This is a genomic window from Nitrospirota bacterium (assembly GCA_020851375.1).
GTDB lineage: Bacteria > Nitrospirota > 9FT-COMBO-42-15 > HDB-SIOI813 > HDB-SIOI813 > RBG-16-43-11.
The window spans coordinates 1-15984 of sequence record JADZCV010000031.1 but is presented as its reverse complement, the minus strand read 5'-3'; the positions used below and the strand labels follow the sequence as shown (position 1 = coordinate 15984).

22 protein-coding genes and 3 riboswitches are annotated in these 15984 nt (G+C 45.2%); of the genes, 12 read left to right on the top strand and 10 right to left on the bottom strand.

Going from position 1 to position 15984, the window contains the following annotated elements; translation table 11 throughout:
- Positions 1-123: NADP-dependent isocitrate dehydrogenase (locus IT393_06905; GenBank protein ID MCC7202369.1), on the bottom strand; the 123-nt coding region annotated here is incomplete at its 3' end.
- 354 nt (positions 124-477) lie between these two features.
- Between IT393_06905 and IT393_06900 the strand changes: the two genes are divergently transcribed.
- The 4 genes from IT393_06900 to IT393_06885 all read left to right on the top strand — a co-directional run bounded on the left by IT393_06900 (position 478) and on the right by IT393_06885 (position 7450).
- Positions 478-3144 carry a cation-translocating P-type ATPase gene (locus IT393_06900; protein ID MCC7202368.1) on the top strand — a complete coding sequence of 889 codons (2667 nt, stop codon included), beginning with the start codon at positions 478-480 and terminating at the stop codon, positions 3142-3144.
- 309 nt (positions 3145-3453) lie between these two features.
- Positions 3454-3660, top strand: coding sequence for a hypothetical protein (locus IT393_06895; protein ID MCC7202367.1), 207 nt, complete (start codon positions 3454-3456; stop codon positions 3658-3660).
- Between the two features lie 3 nt (positions 3661-3663).
- Positions 3664-4089 carry a type II toxin-antitoxin system VapC family toxin gene (locus tag IT393_06890; GenBank protein ID MCC7202366.1) on the top strand — a complete coding sequence of 142 codons (426 nt, stop codon included), beginning with the start codon at positions 3664-3666 and terminating at the stop codon, positions 4087-4089.
- Between the two features lie 241 nt (positions 4090-4330).
- Positions 4331-4413, top strand: a riboswitch (cyclic di-GMP riboswitch).
- An 868-nt stretch (positions 4414-5281) separates the two neighbouring features.
- Positions 5282-7450: a putative metal-binding motif-containing protein gene (locus IT393_06885; GenBank protein MCC7202365.1), complete on the top strand. Its 2169-nt coding sequence runs from the start codon at positions 5282-5284 to the stop codon at positions 7448-7450.
- A 13-nt stretch (positions 7451-7463) separates the two neighbouring features.
- On the opposite strand, the gene IT393_06880 is transcribed toward IT393_06885, so the two are convergent.
- From IT393_06880 to IT393_06865, 4 genes are all read right to left on the bottom strand, one after another.
- Entirely contained in the window at positions 7464-7904 is a 441-nt protein-coding gene (locus IT393_06880) for a PIN domain-containing protein (GenBank protein MCC7202364.1), read from the bottom strand.
- Positions 7861-8061, bottom strand: a complete 201-nt coding sequence (locus IT393_06875) for a hypothetical protein (GenBank protein ID MCC7202363.1) — start codon at positions 8059-8061, stop codon at positions 7861-7863. The genes IT393_06880 and IT393_06875 overlap by 44 nt, the downstream gene beginning before the upstream one ends.
- Positions 8062-8329: 268 nt before the next feature.
- Positions 8330-8412: riboswitch (cyclic di-GMP riboswitch) on the top strand.
- Positions 8413-8458: 46 nt separating this feature from the next.
- Positions 8459-8698: a type II toxin-antitoxin system HicA family toxin gene (locus IT393_06870; GenBank protein ID MCC7202362.1), complete on the bottom strand. Its 240-nt coding sequence runs from the start codon at positions 8696-8698 to the stop codon at positions 8459-8461.
- Positions 8695-8928 carry a type II toxin-antitoxin system HicB family antitoxin gene (locus IT393_06865; GenBank protein ID MCC7202361.1) on the bottom strand — a complete coding sequence of 78 codons (234 nt, stop codon included), beginning with the start codon at positions 8926-8928 and terminating at the stop codon, positions 8695-8697. Before IT393_06865 ends, IT393_06870 begins: the two co-directional genes overlap by 4 nt.
- Positions 8929-9285: 357 nt before the next feature.
- On the opposite strand from IT393_06865, the gene IT393_06860 reads away from it, so the two are divergent.
- The 3 genes from IT393_06860 to IT393_06850 all read left to right on the top strand — a co-directional run bounded on the left by IT393_06860 (position 9286) and on the right by IT393_06850 (position 10688).
- Complete coding sequence (locus tag IT393_06860) at positions 9286-9717, top strand: hypothetical protein (GenBank protein ID MCC7202360.1); 432 nt, start codon at positions 9286-9288, stop codon at positions 9715-9717.
- 174 nt (positions 9718-9891) lie between these two features.
- Positions 9892-10380: a hypothetical protein gene (locus IT393_06855; protein ID MCC7202359.1), complete on the top strand. Its 489-nt coding sequence runs from the start codon at positions 9892-9894 to the stop codon at positions 10378-10380.
- Positions 10377-10688, top strand: coding sequence for a hypothetical protein (locus IT393_06850; GenBank protein ID MCC7202358.1), 312 nt, complete (start codon positions 10377-10379; stop codon positions 10686-10688). Before IT393_06855 ends, IT393_06850 begins: the two co-directional genes overlap by 4 nt.
- Positions 10689-10794: 106 nt before the next feature.
- Here IT393_06850 and IT393_06845 read toward each other — a convergent pair whose 3' ends face one another.
- Together IT393_06845 and IT393_06840 are read right to left on the bottom strand one after the other, a co-directional pair.
- A complete protein-coding gene (locus IT393_06845; GenBank protein MCC7202357.1) occupies positions 10795-11241 on the bottom strand; it encodes a PIN domain-containing protein in 447 nt (148 codons plus the stop codon).
- Positions 11231-11464, bottom strand: a complete 234-nt coding sequence (locus IT393_06840; GenBank protein ID MCC7202356.1) for a hypothetical protein — start codon at positions 11462-11464, stop codon at positions 11231-11233. The genes IT393_06845 and IT393_06840 overlap by 11 nt, the downstream gene beginning before the upstream one ends.
- 203 nt (positions 11465-11667) lie before the next feature.
- Between IT393_06840 and IT393_06835 the strand changes: the two genes are divergently transcribed.
- The 4 genes from IT393_06835 to IT393_06820 are packed head-to-tail and all read left to right on the top strand — an operon-like array spanning position 11668 to position 12776.
- Complete coding sequence (locus tag IT393_06835; GenBank protein MCC7202355.1) at positions 11668-11868, top strand: hypothetical protein; 201 nt, start codon at positions 11668-11670, stop codon at positions 11866-11868.
- Positions 11861-12277: a PIN domain-containing protein gene (locus IT393_06830; protein ID MCC7202354.1), complete on the top strand. Its 417-nt coding sequence runs from the start codon at positions 11861-11863 to the stop codon at positions 12275-12277. The genes IT393_06835 and IT393_06830 overlap by 8 nt, the downstream gene beginning before the upstream one ends.
- Positions 12277-12600, top strand: coding sequence for a glutaminyl-peptide cyclotransferase (locus IT393_06825; GenBank protein ID MCC7202353.1), 324 nt, complete (start codon positions 12277-12279; stop codon positions 12598-12600). The genes IT393_06830 and IT393_06825 overlap by 1 nt, the downstream gene beginning before the upstream one ends.
- The gene (locus tag IT393_06820; protein ID MCC7202352.1) at positions 12567-12776 is read left to right on the top strand and encodes a glutaminyl-peptide cyclotransferase; all 210 of its coding nucleotides are present in this window, start codon (positions 12567-12569) and stop codon (positions 12774-12776) included. The genes IT393_06825 and IT393_06820 overlap by 34 nt, the downstream gene beginning before the upstream one ends.
- A gap of 62 nt (positions 12777-12838) precedes the next feature.
- On the opposite strand, the gene IT393_06815 is transcribed toward IT393_06820, so the two are convergent.
- From IT393_06815 to IT393_06805, 3 genes are all read right to left on the bottom strand, one after another.
- Entirely contained in the window at positions 12839-13630 is a 792-nt protein-coding gene (locus IT393_06815; protein ID MCC7202351.1) for a nucleotidyl transferase AbiEii/AbiGii toxin family protein, read from the bottom strand.
- 3 nt (positions 13631-13633) lie between these two features.
- Positions 13634-14266 (bottom strand): hypothetical protein, encoded by a 633-nt coding sequence (locus tag IT393_06810; protein MCC7202350.1) that lies wholly within the window; start codon positions 14264-14266, stop codon positions 13634-13636.
- 235 nt (positions 14267-14501) lie between these two features.
- Positions 14502-14584, top strand: a riboswitch (cyclic di-GMP riboswitch).
- 186 nt (positions 14585-14770) lie between these two features.
- Positions 14771-14908: a hypothetical protein gene (locus tag IT393_06805; protein MCC7202349.1), complete on the bottom strand. Its 138-nt coding sequence runs from the start codon at positions 14906-14908 to the stop codon at positions 14771-14773.
- Between the two features lie 10 nt (positions 14909-14918).
- Between IT393_06805 and IT393_06800 the strand changes: the two genes are divergently transcribed.
- A complete protein-coding gene (locus tag IT393_06800; protein ID MCC7202348.1) occupies positions 14919-15863 on the top strand; it encodes a hypothetical protein in 945 nt (314 codons plus the stop codon).
- Positions 15864-15984: the final 121 nt, after the last annotated feature.

The window sequence follows — 15984 nt, the reverse complement described above, 5'->3', positions numbered from 1 at the left end:
TGTCTCTACTACCACGCCAGCCGCCTTTGTAAATGACTGCACTACAGGCAGCAGTGAATACGTCGCCAGAGCAGGCGCCTCGTCAGTCTTGGTCCACATGATTCTTGCTTCTTTTGTAGCCATGGTCTTATCCTCCCTGTGTAACTGATTCGAAAATAAAATAAAAAAGCCAGCCGCCCATAATTAGGATGACTGGCTTATAGTCCGACTGGTTTCACCTGTTCCGTACCTCACCTGAAACCTTTCAGAATATCTGCACGTTTGAGTGGATTATATTAAACGTTTCCCGCATGTGTCAAGATAAAAATTAATATCCCTCTGCTACCAGGCTCTTGACATTGCTATCAGAGGGGTGGAAACTTATCTTTGACGCCTCATCTTGTCAAAAGGGTATACATCAGTGCAGCAGGCGATAGAGACCGCTGTCCCGGCCCCTGTCATTACAGCGGCCTTATTACTCGAAAGGGAGGGACGTGCATGGAGACCGTTGTAGCAGACACAACTCCTCCAGTACCTGACAGACCCTGGCACTCCGTGAGGGTTACTGAGATATTCTCATCTTTTGACACCCCTCCAGGAGGGCTCTCCGGTACAGAGGCATCTGAAAGGCTCAGGCGCTTTGGTTACAATCGCATTGCAGAGCCGGAAAAGATGTCCCCACTCAAGATCCTGTTCAATCAGTTAAAGGGCTTTTTCAACATCATCCTCTTCATCGCAGCACTCATCGCCCTCGGGGTGGGTTATCTGCCAGGCAGGGCCGCCAATCTCCATGAAGTCATCTTCATTGTGGTCATCATCATACTGAACACCATCATAAGTTTTATCGAGGAATATAAGGCAAGCCAGAGTATCCAGTCACTACACAGGGTCATGAAGCGGATGGCGAGGGTGATGAGGGACGGCCAGGAGATCGTGACCGATGCCGATGAGGTCGTCCCCGGCGATATGGTGATCCTTTCTGAAGGGGACAGGATACCTGCAGACGGGAGGATCATTGAGTCCTTCGGGTTGATGGTGGATGAATCCGTATTGACAGGCGAGAGCGTCAGCATTGACAAGGATAATCTTGACGTGCCGGAAGAGGCAATCCTTGCTGAGAGGACCAATATGGCCTACTCCGGCACTTATGTCACGAGGGGAAGCTCTAAGGTCCTCATCACCGGGACAGGGATGGCCACTGAGATCGGAAAGATCGCGGCAGATCTCTATGATATCAGGGAGAGGCCGACATCTTTCCAGATCGAGATTGCAAGACTCGGCAGACAGGTAACCCTTGCCATCGCCGTTATTGTGGCCGTGATCGCAATCACCTCCTATATCGTAGAGCATCTGAGCTTTTATGATGTCCTGATAAACTCGATCAGCCTTGGCGTGGCTGCTGTCCCTGAAAGCCTTCCTGTTGTCATGACCTTTGCCCTCGCACTGGGGACGAGGAGGATGCTCGGGAAGAAGGCACTTGTGAAACATCTCAGTGTTGTTGAGGACCTTGGTTCAGTGGACGTCATCTGCACTGACAAGACAGGGACGCTGACAGAAAACAGGGTCTCTGTTGAGAAGGTCTATGCAGATGGCAGGATATCCCTTCCGGAGGAAGATGTTGCCGGCGCTGCCATGCCGCACCTGTTGAGGGCTGCCATACTTTGTAATGAGGCCAGGACAGGTTCAGTTGAGGGAGGGGATAAGGCCTGGATCGGTGATCCGACAGAGATCGGCCTCCTCATGTTCGCCGGTAAGAGGATGATTGACCCGGAAGCTGAAAGGAGCAGATATCCCAGGATAGGTGAGATCCCCTTTTCCTCTGAGACCCGGAAAATGACCAGTATTCACACGGTGGACGGCAGGCCGGTCGCCTATTCCAAAGGGGCGTTGAGGGTCATCCTGAATGACTGTGACAGGATATTTAACAACGGGGATATTGTCACAATGAACCAGGAGGCACGGGACAGGATCACGACGATGGGGGATTCCATGGCCGGGGAGGCATTAAGGGTGCTGGCCTTTGCCTGCAGGGAACTCCCATCTCAGGAAATGCCAGAGGGAGAGATTGAAAAGGGGATGATATTTCTGGGATTCGTGGGGATGATGGACCCTCCGAGAAAGGAGATCAGTGGGGCCATCCGGATTGCCCGGGAGGCTGGAATCAGGGTAATCATGATTACAGGGGATCACAAAAAGACTGCACAGGCGATAGCCGGAAGGATCGGGCTTGGCAACAATGCTGCCGAGGGTAAGGATGTTGACAGACTCCCGATCGGGGAATTGGCGGGATATATGGATGGGGTGGATATAGTGGCCCGGGCAACGCCCCGCACCAAGGACAACATCACCAGGGCGTTACAGGAGAGAGGTCATTTTGTGGCAATGACAGGAGACGGTGTGAATGATGCCACTGCCATCAAACGTTCCGATGTAGGGGTGGCGATGGGGGTGAGAGGGACCGATGTGGCAAAGGAATCCGCGGACATGATCCTCCTGGATGATAACTTTGCCACACTCATAGACGCTGTTGAAGAGGGGAGGAGGATATTTGATAACATCAAGAAATTCGTAAACTATCTCCTGAGCGCCAATCTGGCTGAGGTCTTTGTCATTATGATCCTGTCATTCTTCGGCTTCATTCCCCTGACAGGGACGATGGTCCTGTGGGTAAACGTCATCACCGACGTCCTGCCGGCCAGCGCCCTCGCAGTGGATCCGGCCAATCCCGGCATCATCAGGAGACCGCCGAGAAGGGTGGGGGATCCGGTACTGAACACGGGTGTTAAGGCGCTCATCGCATTCAGCGGCATCAAGAAGGTCATTGTGCTGCTGATCATATTCTATATAGGATTTCATATGGGTGAGCTGAAATTGGCGCAGACCATGGTGTTTACCAGCGTGATCCTCTTCTCCTTCGTCAGGATTATGATTGTGCGGGAGATGGACAGGCTGACCCTCTGGTCCAACAAATGGCTTCTCTTAGCCATGGCAACCGGCATCTGCCTTCAACTGATGGTCCTCTACATACCTCCTGTAAGAGAGTTTTTCGATATCGTCCCGTTAAACCTCATTCACTGGGTAATCCTGATCCCTATCGTAGCAGTGTCCGCGTTCCTGGGAATCGCCGGTGCGAGGCTGATCATGAAGCGCCTTCCTGCGATATAGGCCTATGTATAGTAAAGGGGACTGGCACAGGCCTTGTAGAGATATTGGACATACATGGCAGTACGACATCGAAACTGTTTAACATATCCACCCTTATTTCTTACTTTAAATGTATCAGTTGACGCCGGAGTAATCCTGTTTGAAATAGCCGCCCAGAGAAGTGATGTCAGTTTATCGCGTCAGCAGACAAAGCATTAACAGCCTTTCGATGGTACAACCACATTTGTGGCGCCGCTCATCTACGAATGGTGATTGACGCATACAGACTATGAATGATATATATATGTATAGATGAAGGGAGGTGATATATTGAAAAAGACATTACTCAGAAAGAATTATTTACTGGATATAAAACGTCTGAAAAAGGCTCAGAAGGCCATGGGAACAAGAACAGAGACTGAGACGATACATAAGGCGTTGGAAATAGCTGCCAGCGAAATAGAACTTGCCAAAGCCCTGCAGAATCTTATGATCAGGGGAAAGGGGAAAGTGTCAGATGTTTTCTCAGGCAGGTAAGTGGTGTATTTTGATACTAATCTCTATATCACTGCAATACATTATGGAGAAAGCAGCTTTGCATATCAGTCCCTTTTTGAGAACTTGCCGCGCACCTATCTTTCTTCCGTTATATCCGCAGAATTACATGCAGGCTGTACAGATGACATTGGTCTCCAACTGGTGAAGCAATATACACGACGCATAGAGAAAACAGGGCGAATTGTTACACCTGCACATGCCACATGGAATAAGGCAGGAATACTGATAGCAAAAATTATTAAAGACAGCCCTAATTACAAATCTAAGGCTGCCGTGTTATTGAATGACATATTGATTGCTCTAAGCGCAATCCAAATCGGCGGTACAGTATATACTGCCAATAAAGAGGATTTTCTTCTTATACGGAGATATCGGTCCTTTTCTCTTCAATTTATTATAGAAAATTAATTGATCACATAGCGAAAATCAATACTCTTATCAAAAGGGATTTTTTTTAATAGATTTTAAAATTCATAAAAGAAGCAAATTTGATAAAAATATTAAAAAAATATTAAAAAAATTGCTAAATATTGCTTGACATACAACTATTGATATGATAAATATTTAGCAAAAATTATCTGTATTGCAAGGAGGAATGTGTCTTAAGATGCCATCCTGAAAGGGAAGGCATTGGCAACTAAATCAGCACCTTCTATCATAGCAAACTGTCCGTGAGGGCAGGACGCAATGCTACGGGGCTTAGATAAGACATAAGCAAGCCGGGCTGCCGAGGTGACAATAATTGTGTGATTATTGTGATTTCAGTGGTCCGGCTTTTTTTGTTTATAACAGGAACTATAGATACTGGGAGGGCAATGCGATGAGACGATCTATTTCAAGTTATGGCCTGTGGCCGAGAAATTGCAGTCAGTCAGTCAGTCAGTCAGTCAGTCAGGCAGGCAGTAGAAAATCTCCCTCATTAATCTCTCAAAATCACAACATTGCAGCCGCAGGTTTGAGCCTGCGAAGACATGCCCCATGGGCTATGCCGATCCTGCTGGCGTTCATCCTTACCATCTTAGCTGGCGTCTTCTCTAAACCTGTTTTTGCTTTGACAGCTGGTAAAGTGGGACAATATCCTAACACCCGTGCTTATTATAAACCTGGGGATTCTGACACTTGGTGGCTTTTGTACAGAAATTTAGACAATGGTGTCACGTGGCAAAATTATGGTGGGTATGCTAATCCTAATTATGTAGAGATTGTGTCTGTTTATACCGACGGAATAACTCGTTATAATAGCGATGTTTATCCAAACGCTACTTGCGTTACTAATAGTAATGGGGTTTGCCCCCCGCCTAATTGGCTTAATAGACAAAGAGTAATTTCTTTTGATAATGACTCGATCTCAGGAAACCAAGAAACGACTTATACTAATAACGACGCTAAGTTTTGGTTCGGTATAAATATTCCTCAGACGCTGTCTGAAGGTGATCATCAAATATGGTTTAGGCCTTGGGGAAATAACAATTGGATGGCTAATGGTGCTATTTTTTATATTACGGTTGATAAAACGCTACCTACAGGACAAATAACCTCGATTTCTCCTGCTCAGCAAGGAGTAAAAGTCCCATTGGCTTTGGTTAATTTTAGCGGGAACGTGAATGATAATATAAGAGTTGGTGACCATGTTGGAATTTGGGATGCAACACCTTGGAGAAGGGGGGCCAATCCAGTATTTTTATACGATTCTTCTATCAACAATTGTGGCGAACCAAGACAGAATTGCAGCTTTTCTGCAAATCTGGATTTTTCTATAAGTTATTTACAGCCTGGAGATACTTATAGGATACAAGCAAGACTTTTTGATGCGGCAGGAAACACAAGAGATGTAACCTCAGACGTTTGTATACTTAAGACCTTTTATCGTGACGTTGATGGGGATGGTTATGGAGATCCTTCTGTTCACATAGATGATTGTAATATAGACCCGAACAAAACAAATCCTGGATGGGCACCCACAGGATACGTGGCAAATGCTGATGATTGTGATGATGGTAATCCAAAAAGAAATAAATATTATCCAGAGGTATGTGATGGCATAGATAATAATTGTAATAATCAAATAGATGAAGGTTTTGATGTAGGTGTAGTCTGCTCTTCTGGTATTGGAGCCTGCATGCGTTCAGGCACAAAGGTCTGTAGCGCTGACGGGAATAGTACAGTGTGCAATGCCCAACCAGGTCAGCCCTCTGCTGAGGTGTGTAACAATATAGATGATAATTGTAATGGACAGGTAGATGAGAATCTGAGCCGTCAAACGACTTGTGGTGTGGGAGCGTGCTCTAACAACACAGGTACTGAGACATGTACAGCCGGTACATGGGGAGGCAATTCATGTAATCCTTTTGCCGGTGCTACACCAGAGGTCTGTAATAATATAGATGATAACTGTAATGGTTCAACGGACGAGGGTGTGAATAATACCTATTACCGTGATGCAGATACAGATACATATGGCAATGCTTCAATAACAACGCAGGCATGTACAGCGCCTTCTGGGTATGTGTCAGACAACACTGACTGCAACGACGCCAACGCGTCAATCCATCCGGGAGCGACAGAAAGCTGTAATGGCGTGGACGATAACTGCGATGGCCAGATAGACGATGGGTTTACGTTAACATCATATTACCGGGACCAGGACGGCGATGGTTATGGAGATGCCTCTGATGCCGTATTGGCCTGTTCCCTGCCGTCAGGCCGCGTCCTGGATGACACCGACTGCAACGACAACAACGCCTCGATCCATCCCGGAGCCACGGAGATACCCAACGATGGGATAGACCAGGACTGCAATGGTTCAGATTTGACCACTATAGCAACCAGGATGACCAACATCTCCACGCGCGCCTACGTAGGCACAGGAAACGACAGGGAGATTGGCGGCTTTATTATCAGCGGCAGCACTCCCAAGACTGTTATGATCAGGGGACGTGGTCCTTCGATGAGCGGGGCGCCGTTTAATATGACAGGGACATTGTCAAATCCATATCTGAGACTATATTCATCCGGTGCAGGGGCCTATATCGCTCAGAATGACAACTGGGGCAATCAGAGTGATCCTCTCTGTTCAAGCAGTGGTCATGTCTGTGCTACATCCGCAGAGATAACGGCTTCGATTTATAATCCGTGCATGCCCAACCCCGGTCAGACCACTTTACCTCCCGGATGTTCCAATGAGTCAGCCATCCAGATTACTCTCCCGCCTGGTGCTTACAGTGCGGTGTTTAGCGGGGTAAACAACGGGACGGGGACAGGCCTTGTGGAGATATTTGATATAGATGGCAGTACGACATCGAAGCTGGTTAACATATCCACCCGTGCGAAGGTGCTGACCGGCAATAACAGGATGATAGGCGGATTCATAGTGGATGCCGGGACAGGGAGCAAGAAGTTACTGCTTCGTGCGAGGGGCCAGTCCATGAGCGGGGCGCCGTTTAATATGACAGGTACACTGTCGAATCCGTACATGAGGCTCTATTCATCAACTGCAGGGGCCTATATAGCGCAGAATGACAACTGGGGCAATCAGAGTGATACACTCTGTGCAAGCAGTGGATTTGTCTGCGGCACACCTGCAGAGATAACGGCTACCGGCTTAGACCCGTGTACACCAAACCCCGGGCAGAGCACTGCACCTCCCGGCTGTTCCAATGAGTCAGCGATGCTGATAACCCTGCCATCCGGCAGTTACTCAGCAGTTGTAAGCGGGGTCAACAATACAACAGGAATAGGACTTATGGAGGTGTTCGAAGTGGCGCCGTGACCCCATATTATTACTACCATATAGTCTTTATGTTTTTTAGTTTTCTAAGAAAGGAATCTTTCGTAATAAGCTGGACATCCAGGAGCTGTGCTGTTGCAACAATAATCTTGTCGTGGAGTTCAGTAACTTCTGTGGTTTCTGTCATCTGAAGGAGGACTCTTTGATCCAGAGGGATGATGGCATAATTTTCACTTTCCCTGATCTGATCAAATAAGGTTATAAAATTGAAAGCGATTTTCTTTCTATTAAAGATCCTTAAACACTCTGCAATGACAATAGAAGGGATGAAGATAACACAATGGCCTTCTTCGCATTTATCAAAAATGTCTTTTGCTTTTGTGCTTATCCTATTGCTGTTGGTAAAATGCCATAGCAGGGCATGTGTATCGGTGAGGAAGCTTGATCTGTTTCTATATGCCGGTTTTACTGTAAAGCGACTTCTGAGCTTCTTCAATATCTTCCTCAGATATATCTATGCCCTCAAGTATCCCTTTGAGAGAGAGAAGATTTTTCTTAGCCGGGGTAAGCTTCCTGAGAAGGGATAATTTAAGATCAAATATTTCCTCTTCAATAATTTCTATTTTACGGAGGACATCTGTTGATTGCTTCATTTGATTTAAATTTTAAACGGTTTTCTTTCAAAAAGCAAGACCGGGAGCAATAAAGTGGCACGGTTCTATTTAGAAATGGAACCGCCCCGTTATTTTTGATCGAACTCCTACCCTCCGGCCCCACTAAATAACCCCTACTATTTAGCTACAAGAGCAAAATAAAGATATAAAAATAGCTTGACATCTCTGTGCCGTTTTGATAAATAAATAGCCATTAAAGATAGTTGGCCATAAATTACGCTGTCGCCAACATCTAAGATTGAAACACCTTCTATCAGGGCAACCTGTCCGTGAGGGCAGGGCGCAAAGCAACGGGGCTTAGATAAAACAAAAGCAAGCCGGGCTGCCGAGGTGACAATAATTTTGTAATTATTGTGACTTAAGCGGTCCGGCTTTTTTATTTGTGACCCAGTTGCATGAATTCATCAACGGTAAGGCCGGTATCTTCAATGATAGATTTGAGTGTTTTCCGTTTCAGTATTTTGCCAGGATGGACAGGGACAGTAGTCCGCTTTCCATCAGATGCCCTTTTATAAATAGCATGACTTGAGCCAGACTGACGAAGGAATTTAAAACCGAGTTTATTGAGTATAGCCACGACTTCGCTGGATGTCATGGCTGGAAAGTGAGGCGTCATACAGCTATCTTGAGTGAGGTAACGGTTACTTCATCATCCGGAATGGATTCACCGTTTTTGATGTAGTCCTCGATGAAACTCTGGATGGTTGCCCGCATCTCATGGAGGGTATCTTCGTAATTATCACCCTCCACATGGCAGCCAGGAAAGGCAGGGCATCTGGCAAAGTAACCACCCTCTTCACAAGGCTCAATGATAATGGTGAATTGATATTGTTTGGACTGCGGCATTTGAAGTTCCCGTAGTTATTGCGGCGTAATTTTATTATATACAAAAACGTCAAAAAGACAATGTGAAAATATGAGACACTATCACAGGAGGGCGTTGCAATGATCCAATCTAATCCAAGTTATGCCTGTGGCCGGCAAATTGCAGTCAGTCAGTAAAAAATCACTCTCGTTAATTCCTCACAAACCAGTAGATAGAAAAAGAACGCTCCTATTGATAATGGGGATATTAACCATTCTGTTTACTCTGGCTGGCTATGGAAAAGCTCAGGCACGTACTGCTGTTGCGGTTGCTGGTGTACAGCCAGCTTCACACTAACAGTTATTTCAAAGCTGTCCAACATCTCCACCCGTGCCATTTTGTATAGGAACGACCGTGAGATTGGCGGCTTTATTATCAGCGGCAGCACTTCAAAGACCGTGATGATCAGGGGCCGTGGCCCATCCATGAGCGGGGCGCCGTTTAATATGACAGGGACGCTGTCGAATCCGTACATGAGGCGCTACTCATCCACTGCAGGGGCATATATTGCGCAGAATGACAACTGGGGCAATCAGGGTGATCCACTCTGTGCAGGCAGCGGGTTTGTCTGCGGCACACCGGCTGAGATAACGGCTACCGGCTTAGACCCGTGTACACCAAACCCCGGGCAGGGCACAGCGCCTCCTGGCTGTTCCAATGAGTCAGCGATGCTGATAACCCTGCCCTCCGGCAGTTACTCAGCCGTAGTAAGCGGGGTCAACAACACAACAGGCATAGGACTTGTGGAGGTGTTTGAAGTAGCGCCGTAACACCAGCCACAAGGGGTCTTGAATCTTGAGGTGATTGGAGTAATAAAAGGGGACGGTTCTATTTATAAACATTATAACCACTTAAATAGAACCGTCCCGTTATTTCTTAAATTGGCTTGACAGGCTTGACACTAAGCCTTGACAATCTGTATCCATAAGATTACATTATGATACATGAAAATAGTTATGGATTCGGACTGTCTTGTCAAACTTACTAAAGCAGGGGCTAAAGAGGACGTTATCAATGGAATGGCGGTGTTTATACCCGCCCTTGTTAAGAAGGAAACTGTTGATGAGGCGAAGAAACAAGGTTATGAGGATGCCGTTATCATTGAGGGGAATATTGATAAAAAGGGCTTGCGCGTTGTTAAAGATCAGGGGAAAAGTATTCCAGCAATCCCCTCCTCAAAAGGAGAAAAGGAAGTCATGTCACTGTATATGGAAGGAGGCTATGACGCCATTGCAAGCGATGACAGGAGATTCTTAAAAAAGCTTGATGCGTTAAGAATACCTTATTTGACTCCGGCTGCCTGCATTCTATATCTGTTCAAAAGCGGAAAGGTTCAGAAAAAAAAAGCGTCAAAATTACTGGATGCATTGAAACCCTACATCAGCAACGAGGAATACATTATTGCAAGGTTTTACGTGGAGGAGAAGTCATGAAAGCAAAAGCTTTGAGATTGCCGGATAACCTGCTTGAAGCGGTTAGATTTGTAAAACACAGGGAAAAGATTGATGAACCTACAACCTTGAGGAAATTCTTAAGGCTCGGAGCCGAAAAATATCTTGGAGATAGTTACGGCCGTGGTGAAATCAGCCTTAGAGAGGCTGCTGAAGTTCTGGATATAACAACGAGGGAGGCACTTGAATTATTCTGGGATATGGGGATTGCCGGCAGTGCCGGCGCCTATGAAACCCTGAAGTCTATCTCGCTAATCGAAACAACGACCGGCAGAAAGAAACGGGAATAAGAGATGGTGAGAGGTCAATAAAACAGGAATAGGACTTGTGGAGGTGTTTGAAGTGGCGCCCCACAATAACGGGCGCCAAAGGCAAGTGCAGTTATCTGCATCCAACTTACTGACGGGAGACTGGAGGTGGCAGTGGACGGTAAGGGTTAATAATCCTGGTATTCCCTATTATTTGTTGATGTGATAAATCCTCTGTATAAATAATGTTACAACCTGCTACTTTTGCTGTACACACAATCAGGGAGTCCCGGAAGGAGAGGTGATATTCTTTCATGACCTCAATAGCCTGCAAGATAACCTGCAGATTCGTGTCAACAACAGTCCATACAGGAAAATCATTAATAATATCTCTGGCTTCATTAATGGTAAGTGTTTTTTCAATCTTTTGTGTGGTTACTACAAAGAATTCCTGGAGTACCTGAGTGCTTATGTGACCGTTTCTATTCTCAAAGGCGGTTTTAATAAGCCGTGCTGAAATATTATGCTTTTCCGTGTCAGACTTATCAAAGGCATATACCAGTATGTTTGTGTCGAAAAACAACCTATCGCTCATGTAGATCCTCGCGTTTCCACTTTTTACTACCCACGGAAAGTGGTTTACGGGAGAAACGTTTTAGCATCCTCAACATGGCATCATCGTATGCCTCATTCTGTCTGATATAGTTTTCCAGATATTCCCTGATCAGATGCGTTATCGTGGTATGCTTTTGCGATGCAACAGAGCGGGCCTTCCTCAGGAGTTTTTCATCAACTGCCAGAGTTATATTCTTTCTCATTCCGGAACTTCCTCTGCTTATTTGCACATATTATGTGCATTATTATATGATGGATATCAGAAATTGTCAAATACAGAGAGGTTGCAATTCTGCACGTGAATTGACATTTCAGCAAATCCTCCTGTAATATCCGCAAAGACCAACTGGATGAATAATCAGAATTGTGATATTTTTATGCTATAGAAGATTAGGAGGTAATAAAAATGGCAAAGACACATAATGTTGTAAGAATTGATCATATAGAGGTTAAGAGAAGCGATATTGATAAAGTTCGAAAAACTTTTGGAGTTAAAGACAACGTAGAGGCATTAAAAAAGGCATTGGATATGGCAGCAGGGAAAATTGAGCTTGAAGGTATATTTAAGAAATATAAAGGCACAAAGATAAAAAAGGTCTATGATTAAAAAAGTTATCGATACAAATATCTTTATAGACCGTTTTTCCAACCCGGATTTATATAGTGAAATTTTCCTCTCAACTGGTATAATTTACCTCTCTTCAATTGTATATATGGAACTCAGGGCCGGCGCACACACAAAGAAAGCGTTAAAAGCCATAAATGAAATATTCTATTTATTCAGGCAGGTTAATAGAATTTGGGCCCCCTCGATCACAGATTATGAAAAGGCAGCAGAACTTATCTCCAGGCTCCACGTTGCAAAAGGCTATACCATCAAAAAATCCGCATCAATCACGAATGACTGCCTGATTGCAGCCTCAGTCAGGAGTATGGGGGCTACTCTTTATACACAAAACAAAAAAGACTTTATTGCAATACGGGACGTACTTGATTTTAAGGTCATCTTTGTTTAATGAATCGGTGGCATGATAGCGCGGATGAAGTAATAAAAGAAAGTAATAAAAGGGGACATGCCTGGCGCCTCTTCGTAGGCCTGTCTCCCTGGCTTACTCTCATTGCCTGGATGCTGGCGTCCTATGCGAGTCCGGCAGCACTCCCGGCTACCGTGCCCCCTTCGTCAACGGCCCTGGTCAGCCCTTCACCCACCCCCCAGGCAGGAACTCCGGTCTACACTTACAGGGTCATTAAGTCCTATCCTCATGACCGGGAGGCCTTTACACAGGGTCTTGGCAGACGGATTGGATCGCCCGGATATCACCACAGACCGGACAGGTGACGGGCTGGATAGACCTGGCCGGTCTCCTCTCCCCGGAGGAGCGCAAAGGGGCCGGCGTCTTAAACGGCATTGCCTATGACGCCGAGGGGGACCGACTCTTTGTGACCGGCAAACGATGGCCGAGGCTCTTCCAGATCGAACTCCTACCCTCCGGCCCCACGAAAGTTATGATATAAATACTATTAACAGTCCGACCGATCCGATAGTCACAAAATAAAGGCCGACTATGGATATATGCCTATAAAGCTGCCAGGAAGATTTTCCGGTCTATCAGTTTAAGTTCGTGCTTATCTTCCAGAAACCTGGCGACATCTTGTTGCGCCTTCTTAAAATCAATCTTACTTAATTCATTTTCCAGAAATTCTTTGAAATTGTTCTCCATAACAGGAATCCTTTCAGGATGGGTCTGTTGAATCGCATTATTGAGAAGAATGAAGTTGGGTTTGACCCTTTTTCCCAGATACCATAGGAGGTCATAGAAGTCTCTTCCTTTGACGAACCCCCGGAAGAAGCAGGCATGAATCTTTGTAGCAAAAAGCGAGGGGATGTCATAGTGGGTAACCGTAAACACATAGGTCCTGTTTACCAGCGACATCTCAGTTATTGCTCCCTCAGGCGGATTGCTGTCAATTTCCAATTTGACAAACAGCTTTTCTCCTTTGTGAGAAGATAAGCCAAGGGGCAACAGCATATTTGTGACCCGTATCTCGATGTTTTGAACGGCATTTTTTTGTTGCATCTTACAGTCTGCCTCCAGTCCGTAGTTTCTCAGATGTTGATGAAGGCAATTTCCGAATTTCCGGAAGTTATAGTGAGACTTTTCAAACAATGAAAAGTCCAGGTCTTCGGAGAATCGCCGTAAGCCATATAGGATACGAAGTGCCGTCCCTCCGACAAAGCTCAGATTTCTGAAATAACCTGTGTCGTAAATGATCTTCAGGATAAGGATCTGCAGAAACTCCCGCAGATGATTGAGTTTTTCTTCCCGTGTTGGTAATCCCGCAATCTGTTTCTTCAAGACATCAAGCAAATCTCATCCCCCTTTGATAAACTTAACAAGCATTGCTACGATCCGCATTAATTTTTTACTATGAAAGACAGGAGTAAGGGTGTCCATATACCCGAGGTCCAGCTGATCAAGGTTTTGGAAACGGAACGACGTCTCAAAAACCTCCGGCTGGCCTGGTTCAAACCTTGCCAGGTTAAGATAGAGGAAATCAATGACGGCCTTCTCAGGGGCAGCGATCATAAAAGGGAGGCCATTTTCATCTTTTCTTTCAATAAAACCACCAAAACAGGGTATACCTACATGCTGATATAGGAACAGGCCAAATGGGTTCTCAAAGCTGGCTGTTTTCCGCGTAGTCACGGATGTTACATCCGCTACCCTTTCCGGGATGAGATCATAAAATCCTAAGGCATACTCTGTGCTGACATAAGAGGGTGAGTAGACTTGATTGGCCAGAAATGGCCGGGATAGAGCGATTTTCCTGTCGCTCTCGTTCAAGACGTATAAGCCCTTTCTAAGTTCCAGCATAAGCCCCTTTTTTTTCCAACTGCTGATCTGATTTCTAAGAAGCTTTTCATTACCACCGAGAGCCGGGAGGTGTGAGGAGGAAAACACAGGGAAATTTTGAATCTTAGCCTTAAACTCTGAATATTTCATTTCCAGAATCCATAATTTATTATGATTTGTAGAAATAATATCAAGGAGTGGGGGAGGAGTCAATTAAATAAAAATTAAAAATTAAAAATTCAAATATATTCTAAATATTCTAAATATTGCTTGACATGCAACTATTGGTATGATAAATATTTAGCAAAAATTATCTGTATTGCAAGGAGGAATGTGTCTTAAGATGCCATCCTGAAAGGGAAGGAATTGGCAACTTAATCAGCACCTTCTAGCATAGCAAACTGTCCGTGAGGGCAGGACGCAAAGCAACGGGGCTTAGATAAAACAAAAGCAAGCCGGGCTGCCGAGGTGACATTAATTTTGCGATTATTGTGACTTCAGCGGTCCGGCTTTTTTTGTTTTTCACGGAATTATAGATACGGGGAGGGCATTGCAATGAACCAATCTGATTCACATTATGGCCTGTGGCCAACAAATTGCAGTCAGTCAGTCAGTCAGTCAGTCAGTCAGTAGAAAACCTCTCTTGTTAACCCCTTATAATTCAGACCTTGTAGACGCAAGCTTCAAGCCTGCGCAGAGCAGACACGCATCACGGGCTATAACGATCCTCCTGACGTTAATCCTGACACTTGTAGTCAGTGTCATGACGAGCGAAGCGAAACAGTCTCCCATTCCATCCCCAATGATAGAAGCGGATAAGGGCGGGGATATTACTGAGCCTCAGAAAGTACAGATCAATGAAACCTATGGCAAACTTCCCCTCTACTTTATACAGAACAATGGACAGGTAAATGAAAAAGTAAATTTCTATGAAAGGGGAAATGGTCATGCGACATTCTTTACAAAGGAAGGGGTCTCTATATCGTTAGTACATAGCGGAAAGCAGGATGTTGTAAGTAAGAAAGCAGAAATTTTACCTCCTGTTAGTACTAAGAATGAGGTCATGAAACAAATTCCCTCCCCCCTTGCGGGGGCGGGTCAGGGTGAGGGAAACTCTACGGACATTGTTAATCTCACCTTCCTCAACGCCAACCCCAACCCTGAGATTATCGCCGTAGATCCGCAAGAGGGCAAGGTCAACTACTTCATCGGCAATGATCCAAAGAAATGGAAAACCAGCATCCCTACATACAAGGCTGTATTGTACAAAGAAGTTTATACCGGCATCGACATTAAATTTTACGGTAACAACCGCCAGATGGAATATGACATCATCGTAAAGGCTGGAGCTGACTCATCAAAAGTACAATTTGCATATAATGGAATAAAGGGGTTAGAGGTAATAGATGATGGCAATCTTGAGATTGCACTCAGAGAAGGCAAAATGATACAAAAGAAACCGCACATCTATCAAATGATTAATGGAAATAAGATTGAAGTAGATGGCAAATTTAAGCTTTTGTCAAATGATGTTCTTGTAATGAATGAACCCAATAAATCTCCCTCTCCCATTACTGGAGAGGGGAGTGGTGAGGGGGAATTTGCCTATACCTTTGAATTAGCCTCCTATGACAAAGATTATCCGCTCATCATAGATCCGACACTCGTCTACTCCACCTATCTGGGCGGTAGCGGTTTCGATAGTATGAACAATACTGGCGGCAACAAGACCGCAATAGCAGTGTAAGCGTTTAATTAACCCCATCTTCCCCTGATTTACCTGATATGACATGATGATCCTGGAGATAACAAAGGGGGGATCAATCATGTCGGAGAACAATAAAGAAGAGCAGTATGGTGAGAAGTAT

What these genes read in the sequence shown, in the direction of transcription:
- IT393_06855 (MCC7202359.1), top strand. Translation starts at nt 9,892, where the DNA reads ATGAAAATAGTTATGGATTCGGACTGTCTTGTCAAACTTACTAAAGCA.
- IT393_06850 (MCC7202358.1), top strand. Translation starts at nt 10,377, where the DNA reads ATGAAAGCAAAAGCTTTGAGATTGCCGGATAACCTGCTTGAAGCGGTT.
- IT393_06810 (MCC7202350.1), bottom strand. Translation starts at nt 14,266, where the DNA reads ATGAAATATTCAGAGTTTAAGGCTAAGATTCAAAATTTCCCTGTGTTT.
- IT393_06825 (MCC7202353.1), top strand. Translation starts at nt 12,277, where the DNA reads ATGAATCGGTGGCATGATAGCGCGGATGAAGTAATAAAAGAAAGTAAT.
- IT393_06900 (MCC7202368.1), top strand. Translation starts at nt 478, where the DNA reads ATGGAGACCGTTGTAGCAGACACAACTCCTCCAGTACCTGACAGACCC.
- IT393_06830 (MCC7202354.1), top strand. Translation starts at nt 11,861, where the DNA reads ATGATTAAAAAAGTTATCGATACAAATATCTTTATAGACCGTTTTTCC.
- IT393_06805 (MCC7202349.1), bottom strand. Translation starts at nt 14,908, where the DNA reads ATGGGAGACTGTTTCGCTTCGCTCGTCATGACACTGACTACAAGTGTC.
- IT393_06840 (MCC7202356.1), bottom strand. Translation starts at nt 11,464, where the DNA reads ATGAGAAAGAATATAACTCTGGCAGTTGATGAAAAACTCCTGAGGAAG.
- IT393_06835 (MCC7202355.1), top strand. Translation starts at nt 11,668, where the DNA reads ATGGCAAAGACACATAATGTTGTAAGAATTGATCATATAGAGGTTAAG.
- IT393_06870 (MCC7202362.1), bottom strand. Translation starts at nt 8,698, where the DNA reads ATGACGCCTCACTTTCCAGCCATGACATCCAGCGAAGTCGTGGCTATA.
- IT393_06800 (MCC7202348.1), top strand. Translation starts at nt 14,919, where the DNA reads ATGATAGAAGCGGATAAGGGCGGGGATATTACTGAGCCTCAGAAAGTA.
- IT393_06845 (MCC7202357.1), bottom strand. Translation starts at nt 11,241, where the DNA reads ATGAGCGATAGGTTGTTTTTCGACACAAACATACTGGTATATGCCTTT.
- IT393_06865 (MCC7202361.1), bottom strand. Translation starts at nt 8,928, where the DNA reads ATGCCGCAGTCCAAACAATATCAATTCACCATTATCATTGAGCCTTGT.
- IT393_06875 (MCC7202363.1), bottom strand. Translation starts at nt 8,061, where the DNA reads ATGAAGCAATCAACAGATGTCCTCCGTAAAATAGAAATTATTGAAGAG.